This window comes from sulfur-oxidizing endosymbiont of Gigantopelta aegis (genome assembly GCF_016097415.1).
Lineage (GTDB): Bacteria > Pseudomonadota > Gammaproteobacteria > GRL18 > GRL18 > GRL18.
This window is the reverse complement of sequence record NZ_JAEHGE010000001.1, coordinates 1824425-1841081: the sequence shown is the minus strand read 5'-3', so window position 1 is coordinate 1841081 and position 16657 is coordinate 1824425. Positions and strand designations below refer to the sequence as shown.

Here is a 16657-nt window from a genome sequence, read left to right as displayed (position 1 = left end):
TGCTTACTCAGTATAGAATAAAACTGAGCTAAATATTATGAATCAACTTCTTTCTACCCGACCAGCCGCCGTTGCGGGCAGTTTTTATCCCGCCAAGAGCAGTGAGCTGGCACACTCTATCCACAATTACTTAGACCATGCCCACCCGGAGCTTCATCCTGATATCCAACAGCGCCCTAGGGCGCTCATCGTTCCTCATGCGGGCTATCTGTATTCCGGTGAAATTGCCGCCAGTGCCTATTCACAATTGATACCCTATGCTCAGGAAATTTCTACGGTGGTCTTATTAGGGCCTTCTCATCGAGTACCTTTATTGGGGGTTGCCACTAGCTCTTCGGATTCATTTCAAACGCCCTTGGGGGAAATTCCTCTACAACGCGATATCATTGCCACACTAGAGAAGCTAGCATTTGTTCATAGTGCCGATGAGGCGCATGCGCAAGAACATAGTCTGGAAGTACAATTACCCTTTTTACAAACAGTTCTACCCCATTTTAAACTGGTGCCACTGGTCATCGGTCAGGCCGACGATCAACAAGTGAGTGAGCTGATAGAAAGCTTATGGCAAACACCGGGCATTTTATTCCTGATCAGTTCCGACCTTAGTCATTTTCTTAATTATGACGATGCCCAACAATGTGATCAAGCAACCAGTCAGGCTATCGCTAATCTTGCCCCAGAAGACATTCAATATGAACAAGCCTGCGGACGTTCGGCTATTGCCGGAATGCTATTGAGTGCCAGAAAGCACCAGCTTAGAGTTGAAATGCTGGACTTACGCAATTCAGGGGATACCGCAGGCAGCAAAGATCGTGTCGTGGGTTATGGCGCTTGGGCATTTTTATAAGATGATGACAGCAGACGAACAACAACTATTACATCGCATTGCTCAACAATCCATTTTAAATGGTTTGCAGCATTCACAAGCTCTGGCAATCAAATTGGACGATTATGCTGAGTCCTTACGTGAGCAACGCGCTACCTTTGTCACGCTGCACATTGCTCAGGAATTACGCGGCTGTATTGGCACTTTAATCCCACATCGCCCCTTAGTCGAAGACATTGCCCACAATGCTTATGCTGCCGCGTTCTCCGATCCTCGTTTTGCTCCTTTACAAGCACAGGAGTTTGAGTTGCTTGACTACCACTTGTCAATTTTAAGTCCAACAAGTCCCATGAGTTTTAGCTCTGAGGAAGACTTGTTAAGACAAATCAGACCGGGAATTGATGGCCTGATCCTTAAAGAAAAGCATCAGCAAGGTACTTTCTTGCCCTCTGTTTGGGAACAATTACCGCAAAAAGAAGCCTTCTGGCAGCAACTGAAACTCAAAGCAGGCTTAGCAACAAACTATTGGAGTGATAGTCTGCAAGTTAGTCGCTATAGTGTAGAAAGTTTTTAAGTAATGTTTATAATTCGGGACTGCTCAACCTGCTTTACACTTCAAATGTAGGATGTGGTGAGGAACGAACCGCATCAATGGCTTTAAACAAACGTTTTTGATGCGGTTCGTTGCACTCACCACATCCTACAAGTGTAAAAATAAATGGGCTTATTGGGTCAGTCCCTATAATTCCATCACCGCATCCATTTCCACACCGGCATCTTTGGGCAGTGAAGCGACGCCAATTGCGGCACGGGCAGGATAAGGCTGGGTGAAATAACGCGCCATGACTTCATTCACTAACGGAAAATGACTTAAATCCGTCAAGAATATATTCAATTTAGCAATATCATTCAAATCGCCACCTGCCGCTTGAGCGACTGCAGTAAGGTTATCAAACACCCGCACGATCTGTGCTTCCATATCCCCATCAACCATTGCCATCGTTTCAGGGATCAATGGTATCTGCCCGGAAAGATAAACCGTCGTACCAACTTTAACTGCTTGTGAATAAGTGCCGATGGCCTGTGGTGCTTTGTCAGTTGCAATGATTTCTCTGGTCAAAATGAATTCCTTATTTGTATTAGTAAGAGTTTTTAGTAATGAGATATTTTTAGTAGCAAGAGTCTATTGTTTATAGATAAAGCGAGCGACCGCCATCAACAGCAATGATCTGACCCGTAATGTAATCAGCATTCGCCGCGAGAAACAATACCGTTCGGGCAATATCTTCGGCTGAACCTTTGCGTTTTAAATAGGTTCTGGACACAATGCGTTGCTTGGTAATATCATCCATTTCCTGAGCAGGCCACATAATTGCCCCCGGTGCGACACCATTGACGCGAATATTAGGACCTAACTCATAAGCGAGTGTCTTGACCAACATCGCCAGACCCGCTTTGGCCATATTATAAACACTATGGCCTTCCATAGGTCGTTCGGCATGAATATCAACGATATTAATAATACAGCCCTGTTGCTTGGCTAAATGGGGTGCAGCAGTCTGTGATAAAAAAAATGGCGCTTTCATATTGCTGCCAATTAAGTCATCCCAATCACTTTCTGTCACCGTCCCCATTGGGGTTTGATAAAAACTGGAAGCATTATTAATCAGTATGTCCAAGCGCCCCCATTGCTCAATACCTTTATCAACAAGGCTTTTCAGCTTGGCGGTATCTAATAAATCGGCCTGAATCAAAATCACTGAATTGTGACGCAATGCATTCAGCTCTGCTTGTAATGCTAAGGCCGGCTTGCGGGAATTTCGATAGTGCAATAAAATATTCGCGCCTGCGGCATGAAGTAAACGAGCCGTCATTGCACCAACACGCTGTGCACCACCCGTAATCAACACTACTTTATCGTTTAAATCATGGCTCAGCATGTTATCAATTGTTGTCATTCAAAATATCCAGTATAAGCTTGTTAATCGTTTTTGTGAGACAGCTCAACCTGCTTCGATGTAGGATGCGGTGAGGTACGAACCGCATCAACGGTGATTGTTTAAAGCCATTGATGCGGTTCGTACCTCACCACATCCTACAAAGGAAACAGTAAGTTAGCCTATTTTATTGTCCTGTTTTTATGATGATATCCCCCTAGTACTTGGGTATAGTGGATGTTATCGAACAAGTCTAGCATAATATGGCAGAGCCCAAAACCATGATAATTAGCATTTTTTAGAGCCATACCGGACAAAATTAGCGAGCCTATATGCCCAAGCCAAGTAATACCTCACAACATTGTACTCACTTGCCTGAGCCTTCAGCTGAAACACAGGCGCATAGTGATCGTTTAAAACAATTAATCATCCGTAATATACAAGCCAATGGTGGAAAAATCACCTTTGCTGACTATATGAATCAGGCACTTTATGCCCCGGGACTGGGCTATTATAGTGCGGGATTAAAAAAATTTGGCAAGCAAGGTGATTTTATTACCGCACCGGAAATCTCACCACTTTTTTCTCAATGCCTGGCCATACAATGTCTGCATATTATGCAACACACTGGACAGACAACAATACTCGAAGTGGGCGCAGGCTCGGGTATCATGGCGATTGATATCGTGCTGGAACTGGAAAAACAAGCCCAGTTACCAGAGCAGTATCTTATTTTAGAACTCAGTGCTGATTTGCGTGAGCGTCAGCAACAGGCCATCAAAGCCCGCTTACCACATTTATATGAACGCTTTGAGTGGTTAAACCACTTACCGGAAAAACCCTTTTGCGGCATTGTCATCGCCAATGAATTACTGGATGCCATGCCTATACACTTAATCAAGCTTGAACAGGACAAAATCTATGAGCGCCATGTCGCTTTAGATCAACAGGATAACTTTATCTGGCTGGATGATTTACCACAAAATCCGCATCTACAACATGCCGCAGAAAACATTCAGCAACTACAACACACTTTAGTCCATCTCAATGATAAACCCCATAGCGATTACATTACCGAGGTGAACCTGCAAGCAATAGACTGGGTGAAAAGCATCGCTGACATACTCGAATCCGGGGCGATGTTATTAGTGGATTATGGCTATACTGCCCGTGAATACTATCACCCTCAGCGTTCAATGGGCACTCTGATGTGCCATTATCAGCATCATCGGCATGATGACCCTTTTTATCTGCCCGGCTTACAGGATATTACTGCCCATATTGATTTTAGCAGTATCGCTCTGGCCGCTCATGAGGCAGGCTTGCACATTACAGGCTTCACCACACAGGCACATTTTTTAATGGCCGGTGGTTTAGTTGAACTCACTCAGGATTTAAATCCTGATGATATTATCCCCTTTACAGAAACCGCTAGACAGATAAAAATGCTGACTCTCCCCGAAGAAATGGGGGAATTATTTAAAGTCATTTTACTTGCCACTGACAAAACGCTATCATTACCGGCATTTCAATTTCAAGATTTTAAAAATCGTCTCTAAGCTTTAAGGTTTAAGTTTTTAAGCTTTTTTTAGAATTTATCATGCAGGAAAATAATGGATTTAATTCAAATTGTCATTTTAGCACTGGTACAAGGGCTCAGCGAATTTCTGCCTATTTCCAGCTCTGCGCACTTAATTCTAGTCCCACAAATATTTGGCTGGGCAGATCAGGGCTTGGCCTTTGATGTCGCCACACATATCGGCTCACTCTCTGCGGTGCTATGGTATTTTCGCAATGATATTAAGCCCTTATTTATGGACTGGCTCAAATCCATTCAATACAAGCGCACCGTCGGCGATAGCGTCTTAGCCTGGGGAGTGATTCTCGGTACCATACCGGCTGCTATTGCCGGTTTGCTCATCAACGACTACTCTGAACACTTAAGAAACCCGACCTTAATAGCCAGTACCACCATCATTTTTGGTTTGCTTCTCTGGTATGCCGACAGCCGAGCTCAAAAGCAATTGGCACTTAACATAAAGCCCAAAACCGAACATCAACTCAATCTAAAAATTATTTTATTTATTGGCTTTGCTCAGGCGATTGCCCTAATCCCCGGCACTTCTCGGTCAGGCATTACTATTACCGCCGCCCTATTAATGGGCATGAGCAGAACCGCATCAGCACGCTTCTCATTTTTATTATCAATCCCGTTAATCATTGCCGCCGGACTGTTTAAAAGCATCGAACTCAGCCAAACCGCCACACATATTCCCTGGTCAGATATTTTTATTGGTACGTTTTTATCCGCCATTAGCGCCTATTTGTGCATCCATTATTTTATTAAAATGCTGGATAGCATCGGTATGATGCCATTTATTATTTACCGCATGTTTTTAGGGATTTTCCTGTTCTGGATGTTTACTTAGCGGATGTTTAACTTATGATGCACTATAGAAGCCAATGGCTTTTCTTAGGATTTGCCTATATTACACTTATCCTAGTCATATCCTTAGTCAGAGTACCTGAAATTCAGACCTTGTCCTTTGAAAATCGAGACAAATTTATCCATTTTTTAATGTATTTTATTTTAGTTGCCTGGTTTGCTCAGCTATACAAAAAAAACAGCCAACGGCTTATCATTTTATTAGGCGCAATCTCATTGGGTATGCTGATTGAAGTATTTCAGGGGTAAGCGCTTAACCATCTAGCGTTATTCAAAAAATATCTCCCCTGCCTCATAATCAATCCATCGATTAATTATGAGGCACATCAATGAAACCAGAAACCCAAGCCAACTCAAAACAATTTTGGCAAGACCACGTTAATCAATGGAATGAAAACAGTATCAGCCAGGCATCCTATTGTCAGGAACATGGGCTACCCATCAAACGTTTTGGCTATTACAAGCGTAAGTTGCTGGGTGCAACAACGCAAACCAGTGCGATGACAAAGGGGAATGGTTTTATTCAACTATCCTCCCCGAAACACTATTCAGCCCGCACCTCAGCATTAATTGTAGAATTACCCAATCAGCTACGCATTGAAGGGGTGACTGCCGATAATGTACAGCTGGTAAAACAATTAGCAGGACTGTTCCAATGAAGTCAGCCATACGTCCATCACTCAGCCTGCCACAGGTGTATCTCTATCTGAAGCCTGTTGATTTTCGTAAAAGTTTTATTGGCCTCAGTGCCATTGTTGAATGTGAATTAGGTCATAATCCTTTTGCAGGCCATCTGTATGCCTTTACCAATCGTCAGCGTAATAAAATTAAATGCCTCTTCTGGGATAATACCGGTTTTGTACTCTATTACAAAAGTCTCTCAGAAGAAAAGTTCAAATGGCCAAAGGGTGAAGATGACCTGATGAATATCACCGGACAACAAATCAACTGGCTATTAGACGGCTATGATATCAGTGTCATGAAACCGCATAAGAAATTGCATTATGAGTCTGTATTTTAAGTACTTTTAGTCTATTTTTTGTTATAATAAAGCCATGCAAAACAAGGCTGAATCCACAAAAACGACTCTATATTTTCCGCTTTTTCACACGCGGACAAGAATGAATTGTTGAGTGTCATTGAACAGAAAAACCAACGTATAAAAATACTGGAAGAAGCCCTTCGTCTGGCTCGTAGTAAACGCTTTGCACCCAGCAGTGAAAAAAGTGATGGTCAGGAACGCTTATTTGATGAAGCTGAGCAGGCGGCTGACGATGAGGGGCTCCCTGAACCTAAAACCACTTCGCCTAAGAAGAAAGAAAAAAAGGGCAGGAAGCCTTTCTCAAAGACTATTCCAAGAGTCCCTGTCTTCATCGATCTGACAGATGAAGAAAAAGCCGGTGCCATTGAGGTTTTTTACACTAAAGTCAGAGAAGAGCTGGATATCATTCCAGCTAAAGTCCAAATACTGGAATACTTCCAGGAAAAAGCCGTCTTTGCAGGCACCAATGACACAGACAGTCGTTCAATGAAAGCTGCGGTCATGCCAAAACATCCATTACCTAAATCAATGGGCAGTATTCACCTGATGGCACACATCATTATCTCTCAAAAATATGCCGATGGTTTGCCTCTGTATCGAATGGAAGGCATATTATCACGCTATGGCGGCGATATAACCCGAGCCACCATGGCCAATTGGGCTATTAAACTGGCTCATCAGTTCCAGCCGCTCATCAACCTCATGCGAGAACATCAACTGTCGGGTGACATCATCCAAATGGATGAAACGGTGCTCAAAGTATTAAAAGAGCCGGGACTCAGTGCTCATTCGAACAAATACATGTGGGTCAGTCGTGGCGGGCCACCTGGACAACCCAGTGTGCTGTTTGAATACGATCCTTCTCGTAAGAAGGAAGTACCACTGCGCCTGCTTGATGGCTTTAGCGGCTATCTGCAAACCGATGGCTATGCCGGTTACAATGCCGTGTGTGCACAAAATAATGCCACATCGGTCGGCTGCTGGGATCACACTCGCCGTAAATTCAAAGATTCTCAGACGGCACAACCAAAGAAAAAGAGCAATCAAAAGCCTACAAAAGCCGATGTGGCACTGGCCCATATCAATAAGCTGTATTTAATTGAGCGTGAGATAAAAGAAGCCAGTGTTAATGAAAAATTTAAGGTTCGTCAGAAACAGAGCCTGCCGCTTCTTGAGAAAATAAGAACATGGGTCGATAACACCCTGGGCAAAGTGCCGAACGACAGCTTGACAGGAAAAGCACTCACCTATATTAATAATCAATGGCCTAAGCTGACTGTTTATTGTGAAGATGGTCGGTTGAATATCAGTAATGTGCTGGCAGAAAATGCTATCCGTCCATTCTGCGTGGGTAGAAAGGCCTGGTTATTTTCAGATACGCCAAAGGGTGCACATGCCAGTGCAGTTCATTATAGTTTTATTGAAACCGCTAAGGCCAATGATATTGAGCCATATACGTATATGGTCTATGTATTAACCCAATTACCTTATGCGGATACGGTTGAAAAGCTGGAAGCATTGCTTCCCTGGAATTTTAAAAAATCAGAATTGGAAAAGGTAAAGAACGCTGTTCGTTAAGCGCTTACTTTCAGGGAATAACCGCCTATCGTAGTTTTGATTATTGGGATGGGCTCGCTAATTCAGTCGGAGCAACGAGCGCTTTTTTATTAGCCCGTAGCTCTTTTGATTCATTACTAGAAAAAATCGACAAGAGAATTTACCTCTCTCGAGTGAGTACCCAAAAGAGTATCTGATTCAACGTAGCAACATTGACTAAAATCTAATGCCGACACACCTTAACTGCCGCAATGCGTTTTATCCTGAGTTGCTCAGCAATATCCTGTCCCTTAAAACCCTGAGCAACAATATCCTTGGTATTAACCTGATCAGCAGCCTGAAAACAAGCACGAAAGCGCTGAGTTTTTTCATCCGAGCTATTTTCATAACCCGTTCTGCCCTTCGCATCCGCTTCACAGGCTAATAAAAAATGCTCAAAGCGTTGGGGGCGTCGAAAGGCATCCAGCCGGGACAACAAATCCACAATAGTAGCATTTTTCAACTCATCGATACGATGATAATTCAAATGAAATTCGGTCACTAGCAAAGCCAAAGCCGTATAATTTTTCGGTACTTTTAAACGCTCACAAACAGCCCTAACCAATGGCACACCACGCGATTCATGGGCGATGTGCCTAGGCCATTCTTCTTTGGGTGTTATGCCCTTGCCCAAATCATGCAAGAGTGCCGCAAAACGCACGACCGATTCATTACTCAAACGAGCAGCTTGCTCCAACACCATCATGGTATGCACACCCGTGTCAATTTCAGGATGCCATTGTTTGGACTGCGGCACACCAAACAATTGTTCTATTTCAGGCAACAAACGCGCTAAAGCACCACATTGGCGTAACACTTGAAAAAATATCCAGGGATTATCATCGGATAATGCTTTTTCTACTTCTTGCCAAACACGTTCTGCCACTAGAGCATCTACTTCATCATGTTCAACCAGACATTGCATCATAGCCATAGTTTCATCAGCAATAGTAAAACCATAAGAAAAATAACGTGCCGCAAAACGTGCCACTCTTAAAACGCGCAAGGGGTCTTCGGCAAAAGAAGGCGATACATGCCTTAACACTCTGGCATTTAAATCATCAATACCATGATGCGGATCATAAAGATTGCCCGCTTCATCTTCAGCAATGGCATTGATGGTTAAATCTCGACGCACTAAATCGTCTTCTAAACTCACATCCGCAGCGACATAAAATTCAAAGCCATGATAGCCCTTAGCGACTTTACGCTCGGTTCTTGCCAGCGCATATTCTTCATGCGTTTGTGGATGTAAAAAAACAGGAAAGTCTTTTCCCACAGGGGTATAATCCAGAGCAAGCATATCTTCCACGGTAGCACCCACCACCACATAGTCATGATCAACCACTTTTCTATCCAGCAATTTATCTCTGACTGCACCTCCGACTTTATAGATCTTCATTTATTTCTAGCCTAACGCCTTGACTGACTTCTAAAAACATCCATCTGTCCCGTAAAGTCACGTCCCGCCAGATAAGCAGGCACTACACTATCAATACTATGCAATTGCACATTTAAGATCTGGGTAAATTCATTTTGTGACTCATTAGAACAGGTACTATGTACACTCATACTATTAAAATTATCCAGCGTAATGGGTGCACCGGGAAATAGTCCCATCATAAAGGCTAATGGTTTGGATATAAAACGGTTCAAAGGCACAATCAGGCATTTGCTATTAATTTGTTGTGCAGTGTACTGAACCAACTCTTGCAAAGAATAGGTCTGCGGTCCACACAAGGCATAATTTTTGCCATAAGTTTCTGGCTTATCAATGCTATTAATGAAGGCATCAACCACATCGCCCACATAAACAGGGGCAAAACGTGCACTGGCACAGGTCAAAGGGAAAACAATCGGCATCATATTCAACAATTGAGCAAAGCGATTAAAGAAGCTATCACCGTGGCCAAAAATAACCGAGGGTGAAAAAATAGTCGTATTCAGCCCTTCTATGGCTAAGATCTTATTCACCGCTCGGCCTTTAGAGCGTAAATATTCGCTAGGGCCATTGGCATCCGCATGTAAGGCACTCATGTGCAAGAATCGAGGTGTGCCCACTGCCTGTGTGGCTTGCGCCACTCGCAGCGCAATATTTTCGTGCACTTGTTCAAAAGTGTTTTTACCTGAAGGGTTAAGAATACCGGCCAGATTAATCACCACATCATAGGTGTCTATTTGACGCTCTAAAACTTTGTTGCCAAAAAAATCAATGCTCATAACTTTAACATTAGGCAAGGTTTTTAAGTGGCGATTGCGTTCCGGCCTTCTAGTGATCACTTTGATCGAATGCCCCTGCGCCACGAGTGTCGTGATCAGCTGAGTTCCAACAAAGCCCGTACCGCCTATAACACAAATTTTCACTGCTCTATCCCTTTTTGATCGTTTGTTTGTCTGTTTTTTTTAAAACACACCAAATACATTAGAAATTACTTATATTGTAGCATAAAAAATAAATATAATTTCTATGCAATAAATTCTTAGTGAATTATACCCGTGATACTTAGAAATGCAGCGAGGCATTTTGATTTAGAGCCGATTGATTGTACCCCAAGGGCACTTACTCTGGGCGTATAAGTACTACATGATTGAGGCTTTTAGTCAAAATAACGAAGTCTGCACTTCCAAATATCAGGGGTATATGGCCGTTTTATTCGACCATTAGTTCATGTTAGAGTGCCACCCAACTTATTCTTCTTTTAATCAACACGAAATGAAATATTATGCCTAAGCACTCATTTAGTTTATCCCATTTTCCTCGCATCGAATTTGCATCGGGTGCGATTAAGCAATTACCTGAAAAAATTGCACTCTATGGACAAAAGGTATTGCTTATCACTGGCATACATTCATTCTATCAAAGCCCACGATGGGAACAACTTATTTTTGACTTGGAAAGGCAAAAAATTCAATGGTTTCATCTTAATTTCAGTGGCGAACCTTCACCACAATTCATCGATAAGAGTGTCAAACAGTTTTTTACCCACAACATTCAATCCGTCGTGGCCATTGGTGGTGGTAGTGCCTTGGATTGTGGCAAGGCCATTGCCGGATTATTGCCCAGCGGTGATTCTGTCATGAATTATCTAGAAGGTGTTGGTGCAGGCAAGCACTATGCCGGACCTGCCCTACCTTTTATTGCCGTACCAACCACTGCCGGTACGGGGAGTGAAGCCACAAAAAATTCCGTCTTAAGTGATATTGGCGAGCGGGGCTATAAAAAATCATTTCGCAATGAACAATTAATTCCCCAATTCGCCATTATCGACCCTGATTTATTAACCAGTTGTCCGAAAACATTAATTGCCGCCAATGGTATGGATGCACTCACACAGCTAATGGAATCCTATTTATCGACTAAGGCAAACCCATTCACTGATGCCTTAGCCTTAAGTGGCATTGAAGCCGTGCGTGATAGTTTATTGCTTTGGTATCATGCTAATGAAGGTGATGAAAGTGAAGCTATTCAGCAGGCTCGAGCCAATATGGCCTATGCCGCATTGATCTCCGGCATTACCTTGGCGCAGGTTGGTTTGGGCAGTGTGCATGGACTGGCTTCTCCTCTCGGTGCTTTTTTCCCCATCCCTCATGGCATTGCTTGTGGCACGGTATTAGCTGTTGCAACCGAAATTAATATTCAGGCCATGCTCGCGCGCGAACCCGATAATATTGGTCTGCAACGCTATACAAAACTAGGCCGTTTATTGACTAACAATGAAAATCTAAACGATACCCAGGCAAGAGAAGCATTGCTCACACTATTGAAAGATTGGAGTGAACAAATGGCCTTAGCTCCCTTATCAGCCTATGGCATCACGACTGACGACATTACTAAACTGGTTGATAATATCAGCCCCAGTAGTATGCAGACTAACCCCATTGTCTTAACACAGGACGAAAAAGAGCAATTAGTGCATTCAGGGCTGTAATATGTTCATGACTGTAACCTAAGCCCCATAACGATCCCGATAAGCCTGAACTTTATCGTAATATTGTGCCATTTCAGTATTGTCCTGCAAAAAGGCAATTAAGTGTTCTAGCTTGATAATACTGGTCACGGGCATTTTATAATTACTTTCAATTTCAGCAATTGCAGAAACATTGCCCTTACCTAATTCTTGACGATCCAATGCGATCACTACACCTGCGGGGATAGCATTTGCTTGATTAATCAAATCAATGGATTCACGCACTGAAGTACCAGCCGAAATAACATCATCAATGATCATGACCTTGCCTTGCATAGCAGCACCGACAATTGTGCCACCCTCACCATGATCTTTGGCTTCTTTACGATTAAAACTATAGGGCAAATCACGATTATGTTCATCTGCCAATGCGATAGAACAGGTTGCAGCCAAGGGGATGCCTTTATAGGCTGGACCAAATAACATATCAAATTCGATGGCATTATCGATTAATGCACTGGCATAAAAACGCCCTAGTTTTGCCAATGAACCACCCGTGTCGAATAGGCCGCTATTAAAAAAATAGGGGCTGATACGTCCTGACTTCAGGGTGAATTCACCGAAGCGAAGTACCCCTTTGTTAATGGCAAATTCAATAAAAGCGCGTTGATAATCTTGCATTATTTGACCTGTATTAGCTAAATTAGAAAGGAGGAAGCAATGAATTATACCCTAGATTAAGTTATAATTGCGCCTATTATCCATACACCCAGTATCACGGGTATAACTCACAAAACACTCAGGCAAAAACAAGAAAAATATGATGAAAGTTATTTCAGCCAATCTCAATGGTATCCGGGCTGCGGCCAAAAAAGGTTTTTTTGACTGGATGCTCAAAGAATCCCCAGATGTGGTTTGTATTCAGGAAACCAAAGCGCAAATCGATCAACTCGATGCTGAAGTCTTTTCACCTCCGGGCTATTTTCGTTATTTCTTTGATGCCGAGAAAAAAGGCTATAGCGGCACCGCCATTTACTCTAAAAAAGAGCCTGATAAAATTACTACAGGACTGGGCTGGGAAGTAGCCGATAGCGAAGGTCGCTATATTCAGGCTGACTTTGGTGACTTGAGTATTGCCTCGTTATACTTACCTTCCGGTTCCTCCAAAGATGAACGGCAATTATTAAAAATGGAATTTCTAGAGAAAATGACGCCTATTCTGAAGGACATGGCTGATAGTGAGCGTCAATACATCGTTTGTGGTGACTGGAATATCGTCCACAAACGCATTGATATTAAAAATTTCACCGGCAATAAAAAACGTTCCGGCTGCTTGCCCGAAGAACGTGCTTGGTTGGATCAATTGTTTTGTATGCCAGAGCATAAACCTGACGCTGACTCTGAAACTGCAGTGGAAAATCCCATAGGCCTCTGTGATGCATTTCGGGAATTAAATAAACAAGAACACCAATACACCTGGTGGTCAAACCGAGGTCAGGCCTGGGCTAATAACACCGGATGGCGTATTGACTATCAGGTCATCTCCCCCTCGCTTGCACCGTTATTAAAATCCACATCAATTTATAAAGAAAAGCGTTTTTCTGATCATGCACCACTCATAATGACCTATGACCGAGAGTTGTAATTAAAAGCCATGATAGAGAACACTAATGCCTGTTGAAATTTCCTATCTCACCGCCTTTATCGCCGGTATATTAGGTGGTGTGCATTGTCTGGGTATGTGTGGCGGGATTGTTGGTGCGCTCACTTTTGGCATTAAACAGGAAGCCTCTCTAGCGAACTCTCCCCCCTCTGCAAAAGGCAGTTTTCCCTATCTGATTGCCTATAATAGTGGCCGAATACTCAGCTACACCCTAGCGGGTGTGCTGGTGGGCGGTATCAGTATGCTCGCCACCAACCTCAACATGCTGAATAATGTCCAATTCGTCCTGCAAATTTTTGCGGCATTTTTTATGATTGCCCTAGGTTTATATATTGGTGGTTGGTGGTTTGGTCTGCGACAAATAGAAAAAGCCGGTGGTGTGATTTGGAAAAAAATAGAGCCCATTAGCCGTCGCTTCATCCCTGTTAAATCACCTTTTCAGGCTTTTATCTTGGGCACTTTATGGGGCTGGCTGCCCTGTGGCTTGGTTTATACCATTCTAATTTGGGCAATATCCACCGGCAGTGCTATTGAAGGCGGTTTGCTTATGTTGAGTTTTGGCCTAGGTACTTTGCCATTATTACTAGCAATGGGCGTATTTGCCACCAGTTTATCGGCATTTATTCGGAAAACATGGGTACGTTCATTAGCGGGAGCGATTATTATCGCATTTGGGGTGTTTTCATTATTCAATATCAGCCTGCGTATGCAAGCATAAGCAGGCTGATATTTAAAGTCGATTAAAACTTCTTGCTAAATTTAATCTCGTATTTTTCTTTATTACCATCGGGCTTGATATTGATAATGAAATTAACGGTTTCTTTGCTTTGTACACCGATTTGAGCAATATAATAAACCGCCTTACCTTCTTTCACTTCTCTGAATTCAATCTCACGAGTTTGTCCCATTAGGTTTTTCAAATGTCCCGTCACTTTAGACTTAACACCTGTTGGTACACCGGCGGCTTTTTCCATCACAGAAATATTGATCATTGCATAGTTTTTACTACGCTTTAAGCCATATTGCTTGGTCATTGCCTGTGGCAGTGAGTCAGTTGGAAAAGCATTATAATAGACAATATAGTCATCATACTCTTTGGAGTTTGATGCTTGAGAGACTGTGGCTAAAATAAGAAAAGCCAATGCTGTTGATAGGATAAGTGCTGATTTAAAGTATTTCATGATTACCTTCCGTTTCATCATTTATTATTGTATGACGTATAGAGTAGGCAGTTTTTGCAAAATACGCAACAGATATTAATAAAAAGAGGGGATTTTTTTTGGCAAGAATTGGAGCAGAATAAGGGGCTATATTAAATAGTCCCCTTGATCTAAGGTAGCGCTAAGTCTTTTTAGAGCGACCCGCACGTTTACGTTCATTTTCAGTCAATAAACGCTTACGAATACGTACGCTTTCTGGTGTCACTTCAACCAGTTCATCTTCATCAATGAATTCCAGTGCTTGTTCCAGCGCCATGGTAATAGGCGTGGTTAAAGTCACCGCTTCATCAGTACCAGATGCACGTACGTTAGTCAGTTGTTTCGCTCTCAGGGCATTCACCACTAAGTCGTTGCTACGAGAATGAAGACCGATTACCATGCCTTCATAAATATCAACACCACTGCCGATAAACAGACGACCACGTTCCTGTAGGTTAAATAAACCAAAGGCAACCGATGAACCCTGACCATTACTGATCAAAACACCTTTATCACGCTTGGCAAAATCACCTGATAGCATAGGGCCATAATGAGAGAAGTTATGATAAAACAAGCCACTACCGGATGTTTGGGTCATAAATTCAGTTTGGAAACCAATCAAACCTCTTGAAGGTACGATATATTCCAGTCTGACACGACCTTTGCCATCGGGAACCATATTGGTCAGTTCACCTTTGACATCACCCATTTTTTCCATGATGCTGCCCTGATGCTCATCTTCAACATCCAGCATCACTTCTTCAAACGGTTCGCTCATGACACCATCAATTTCTTTGGTGATCACTTCTGGACGAGAAACACCCAGTTCAAAGCCTTCACGGCGCATATTTTCAATCAAAACACCGAGGTGTAATTCACCACGACCAGAAACTTTAAATTTATCAGGATCTTCAGTTTGCTCAACTTTTAATGCGACGTTATGCAATAATTCTTTTTCTAAACGATCTTTGATTTGACGTGAGGTCACAAACTTACCTTCACGACCAGCAAAAGGGGAATTATTCACTTGGAAAGTCATGGTCACCGTTGGCTCATCAACCGTTAGTGTGGTCATCGCTTCAACTGAAGTTGGATCACATAGGGTATCGGAAATATTTAGCCCTTCAATACCACAGAAAGCGATAATATCACCCGCCTGTGCTTCAGGGACTTCAACACGCTCCAAGCCTTTGAAACCAAATAGTTTCAACATACGGCCTTTACGCTCTTTACCTTCGCTATCAACAATAATAACCGGTGTATTAGCACTGATGGTACCTTGCTTGATACGACCGATACCGATAACACCCAAATAGCTATTATAGTCAAGACTGATGACTTGCATTCGAAAAGGTGCATTGATATCTACATCGGGTGGTGATACTTTTTCCACAATCGTTTCAAATAAAGCAGTCATATCGCCATCGCGCACATCATCTTCTAAAGAAGCATAACCATTAATGGCTGAGGCATAAACAATCGGGAAGTCCAACTGATCATCCGTGCCACCTAAGCGGTCAAATAAATCGAAGGTTTGATCAACAACCCAATCAGGGCGACCACCATCACGGTCAATTTTATTGACTACAACAATCGGGTTCAGACCAAGTTCAAAGGCTTTTTGTGTGACAAAGCGGGTTTGTGGCATCGGCCCTTCAACGGCATCAACCAACAAGCAAACACAATCAACCATGGAGAGTACCCGCTCTACTTCACCACCGAAGTCGGCGTGTCCCGGAGTATCTACGATATTGATGTGGTAATCATTCCACTCAATCGCCGTATTTTTGGACAAAATCGTGATGCCACGTTCTTTTTCCAGATCGTTAGAGTCCATCATACGCTCTGACACTTCGTCGCGTTCATCGAAGGTGCCTGATTGTTTAAGAAGCTCATCTACGAGCGTGGTTTTGCCATGGTCAACGTGTGCAATGATGGCGATGTTTCTGATTTTACTAATATCTTTCACGGTGAAAGTCCAAAAATAAGCTAAACATAAGCTATGGTTAAATGATAAGGCTATCTGACTAAATAGAGTCA

General features: G+C 42.8%; 18 protein-coding genes. 11 read left to right on the top strand and 7 right to left on the bottom strand.

All coding sequences use genetic code 11. The features are described 5' to 3' along the window. The first annotated feature begins 37 nt into the window (after positions 1-37). Positions 38-847, top strand: a complete 810-nt coding sequence (gene amrB, locus JEU79_RS09225; protein ID WP_198263887.1) for an AmmeMemoRadiSam system protein B — start codon at positions 38-40, stop codon at positions 845-847. 1 nt (position 848) lies between these two features. After that, a complete protein-coding gene (amrA, locus tag JEU79_RS09220; RefSeq protein ID WP_198263886.1) occupies positions 849-1400 on the top strand; it encodes an AmmeMemoRadiSam system protein A in 552 nt (183 codons plus the stop codon). A gap of 165 nt (positions 1401-1565) precedes the next feature. Here the strand turns inward: amrA and JEU79_RS09215 are convergent, their stop codons facing one another. Both JEU79_RS09215 and JEU79_RS09210 read right to left on the bottom strand, forming a co-directional pair. Beyond that, a complete protein-coding gene (locus JEU79_RS09215; protein ID WP_198263885.1) occupies positions 1566-1946 on the bottom strand; it encodes a RidA family protein in 381 nt (126 codons plus the stop codon). Between the two features lie 70 nt (positions 1947-2016). Then, entirely contained in the window at positions 2017-2784 is a 768-nt protein-coding gene (locus tag JEU79_RS09210) for a pteridine reductase (RefSeq protein WP_246540136.1), read from the bottom strand. 311 nt (positions 2785-3095) lie between these two features. Between JEU79_RS09210 and JEU79_RS09205 the strand changes: the two genes are divergently transcribed. From JEU79_RS09205 to tnpC, 6 genes are all read left to right on the top strand, one after another. Next, positions 3096-4322 carry a class I SAM-dependent methyltransferase gene (locus tag JEU79_RS09205; RefSeq protein ID WP_198263884.1) on the top strand — a complete coding sequence of 409 codons (1227 nt, stop codon included), beginning with the start codon at positions 3096-3098 and terminating at the stop codon, positions 4320-4322. 54 nt (positions 4323-4376) lie between these two features. Then, entirely contained in the window at positions 4377-5192 is an 816-nt protein-coding gene (locus tag JEU79_RS09200; RefSeq protein WP_198263883.1) for an undecaprenyl-diphosphate phosphatase, read from the top strand. A gap of 14 nt (positions 5193-5206) precedes the next feature. Beyond that, on the top strand, positions 5207-5458 hold the full coding sequence (locus JEU79_RS25750; protein WP_214660538.1) for a VanZ family protein: 252 nt from the start codon (positions 5207-5209) through the stop codon (positions 5456-5458). 80 nt (positions 5459-5538) lie between these two features. Then, a complete protein-coding gene (gene tnpA / locus JEU79_RS09195; protein WP_198263024.1) occupies positions 5539-5868 on the top strand; it encodes an IS66 family insertion sequence element accessory protein TnpA in 330 nt (109 codons plus the stop codon). Beyond that, on the top strand, positions 5865-6230 hold the full coding sequence (gene tnpB / locus JEU79_RS09190) for an IS66 family insertion sequence element accessory protein TnpB (protein ID WP_198263025.1): 366 nt from the start codon (positions 5865-5867) through the stop codon (positions 6228-6230). Before tnpA ends, tnpB begins: the two co-directional genes overlap by 4 nt. Before the next feature lie 105 nt (positions 6231-6335). Continuing rightward, complete coding sequence (tnpC, locus tag JEU79_RS09185) at positions 6336-7829, top strand: IS66 family transposase (RefSeq protein ID WP_246540134.1); 1494 nt, start codon at positions 6336-6338, stop codon at positions 7827-7829. A gap of 202 nt (positions 7830-8031) precedes the next feature. Here tnpC and JEU79_RS09180 read toward each other — a convergent pair whose 3' ends face one another. Next, positions 8032-9249, bottom strand: coding sequence for a multifunctional CCA addition/repair protein (locus JEU79_RS09180; RefSeq protein WP_198263882.1), 1218 nt, complete (start codon positions 9247-9249; stop codon positions 8032-8034). Positions 9250-9260: 11 nt separating this feature from the next. Further along, positions 9261-10211 (bottom strand): complex I NDUFA9 subunit family protein, encoded by a 951-nt coding sequence (locus JEU79_RS09175; protein WP_198263881.1) that lies wholly within the window; start codon positions 10209-10211, stop codon positions 9261-9263. A 359-nt stretch (positions 10212-10570) separates the two neighbouring features. Here JEU79_RS09175 and JEU79_RS09170 point away from each other — a divergent pair, with 359 nt between their 5' ends. Next, the gene (locus JEU79_RS09170) at positions 10571-11776 is read left to right on the top strand and encodes an iron-containing alcohol dehydrogenase (RefSeq protein WP_198263880.1); all 1206 of its coding nucleotides are present in this window, start codon (positions 10571-10573) and stop codon (positions 11774-11776) included. Positions 11777-11794: 18 nt separating this feature from the next. Here the strand turns inward: JEU79_RS09170 and pyrE are convergent, their stop codons facing one another. Further along, positions 11795-12436 (bottom strand): orotate phosphoribosyltransferase, encoded by a 642-nt coding sequence (gene pyrE, locus JEU79_RS09165; RefSeq protein ID WP_198263879.1) that lies wholly within the window; start codon positions 12434-12436, stop codon positions 11795-11797. Positions 12437-12578: 142 nt separating this feature from the next. On the opposite strand from pyrE, the gene JEU79_RS09160 reads away from it, so the two are divergent. Both JEU79_RS09160 and JEU79_RS09155 read left to right on the top strand, forming a co-directional pair. Then, complete coding sequence (locus tag JEU79_RS09160) at positions 12579-13400, top strand: exodeoxyribonuclease III (protein ID WP_198263878.1); 822 nt, start codon at positions 12579-12581, stop codon at positions 13398-13400. A gap of 25 nt (positions 13401-13425) precedes the next feature. Next, positions 13426-14136 carry a sulfite exporter TauE/SafE family protein gene (locus JEU79_RS09155; RefSeq protein WP_198263877.1) on the top strand — a complete coding sequence of 237 codons (711 nt, stop codon included), beginning with the start codon at positions 13426-13428 and terminating at the stop codon, positions 14134-14136. A gap of 22 nt (positions 14137-14158) precedes the next feature. Here the strand turns inward: JEU79_RS09155 and JEU79_RS09150 are convergent, their stop codons facing one another. Both JEU79_RS09150 and typA read right to left on the bottom strand, forming a co-directional pair. Next, positions 14159-14599: a DUF4426 domain-containing protein gene (locus tag JEU79_RS09150; protein WP_198263876.1), complete on the bottom strand. Its 441-nt coding sequence runs from the start codon at positions 14597-14599 to the stop codon at positions 14159-14161. Between the two features lie 160 nt (positions 14600-14759). Beyond that, entirely contained in the window at positions 14760-16586 is a 1827-nt protein-coding gene (typA, locus tag JEU79_RS09145) for a translational GTPase TypA (protein ID WP_198263875.1), read from the bottom strand. Between the last annotated feature and the right edge of the window lie 71 nt (positions 16587-16657).

What these genes read in the sequence shown, in the direction of transcription:
- amrB (WP_198263887.1), top strand. Translation starts at nt 38, where the DNA reads ATGAATCAACTTCTTTCTACCCGACCAGCCGCCGTTGCGGGCAGTTTT.
- JEU79_RS09155 (WP_198263877.1), top strand. Translation starts at nt 13,426, where the DNA reads ATGCCTGTTGAAATTTCCTATCTCACCGCCTTTATCGCCGGTATATTA.
- tnpB (WP_198263025.1), top strand. Translation starts at nt 5,865, where the DNA reads ATGAAGTCAGCCATACGTCCATCACTCAGCCTGCCACAGGTGTATCTC.
- JEU79_RS09170 (WP_198263880.1), top strand. Translation starts at nt 10,571, where the DNA reads ATGCCTAAGCACTCATTTAGTTTATCCCATTTTCCTCGCATCGAATTT.
- JEU79_RS25750 (WP_214660538.1), top strand. Translation starts at nt 5,207, where the DNA reads ATGATGCACTATAGAAGCCAATGGCTTTTCTTAGGATTTGCCTATATT.
- tnpA (WP_198263024.1), top strand. Translation starts at nt 5,539, where the DNA reads ATGAAACCAGAAACCCAAGCCAACTCAAAACAATTTTGGCAAGACCAC.
- JEU79_RS09180 (WP_198263882.1), bottom strand. Translation starts at nt 9,249, where the DNA reads ATGAAGATCTATAAAGTCGGAGGTGCAGTCAGAGATAAATTGCTGGAT.
- JEU79_RS09150 (WP_198263876.1), bottom strand. Translation starts at nt 14,599, where the DNA reads ATGAAATACTTTAAATCAGCACTTATCCTATCAACAGCATTGGCTTTT.
- JEU79_RS09160 (WP_198263878.1), top strand. Translation starts at nt 12,579, where the DNA reads ATGAAAGTTATTTCAGCCAATCTCAATGGTATCCGGGCTGCGGCCAAA.
- pyrE (WP_198263879.1), bottom strand. Translation starts at nt 12,436, where the DNA reads ATGCAAGATTATCAACGCGCTTTTATTGAATTTGCCATTAACAAAGGG.
- amrA (WP_198263886.1), top strand. Translation starts at nt 849, where the DNA reads ATGATGACAGCAGACGAACAACAACTATTACATCGCATTGCTCAACAA.
- JEU79_RS09200 (WP_198263883.1), top strand. Translation starts at nt 4,377, where the DNA reads ATGGATTTAATTCAAATTGTCATTTTAGCACTGGTACAAGGGCTCAGC.
- JEU79_RS09210 (WP_246540136.1), bottom strand. Translation starts at nt 2,784, where the DNA reads ATGACAACAATTGATAACATGCTGAGCCATGATTTAAACGATAAAGTA.
- JEU79_RS09205 (WP_198263884.1), top strand. Translation starts at nt 3,096, where the DNA reads ATGCCCAAGCCAAGTAATACCTCACAACATTGTACTCACTTGCCTGAG.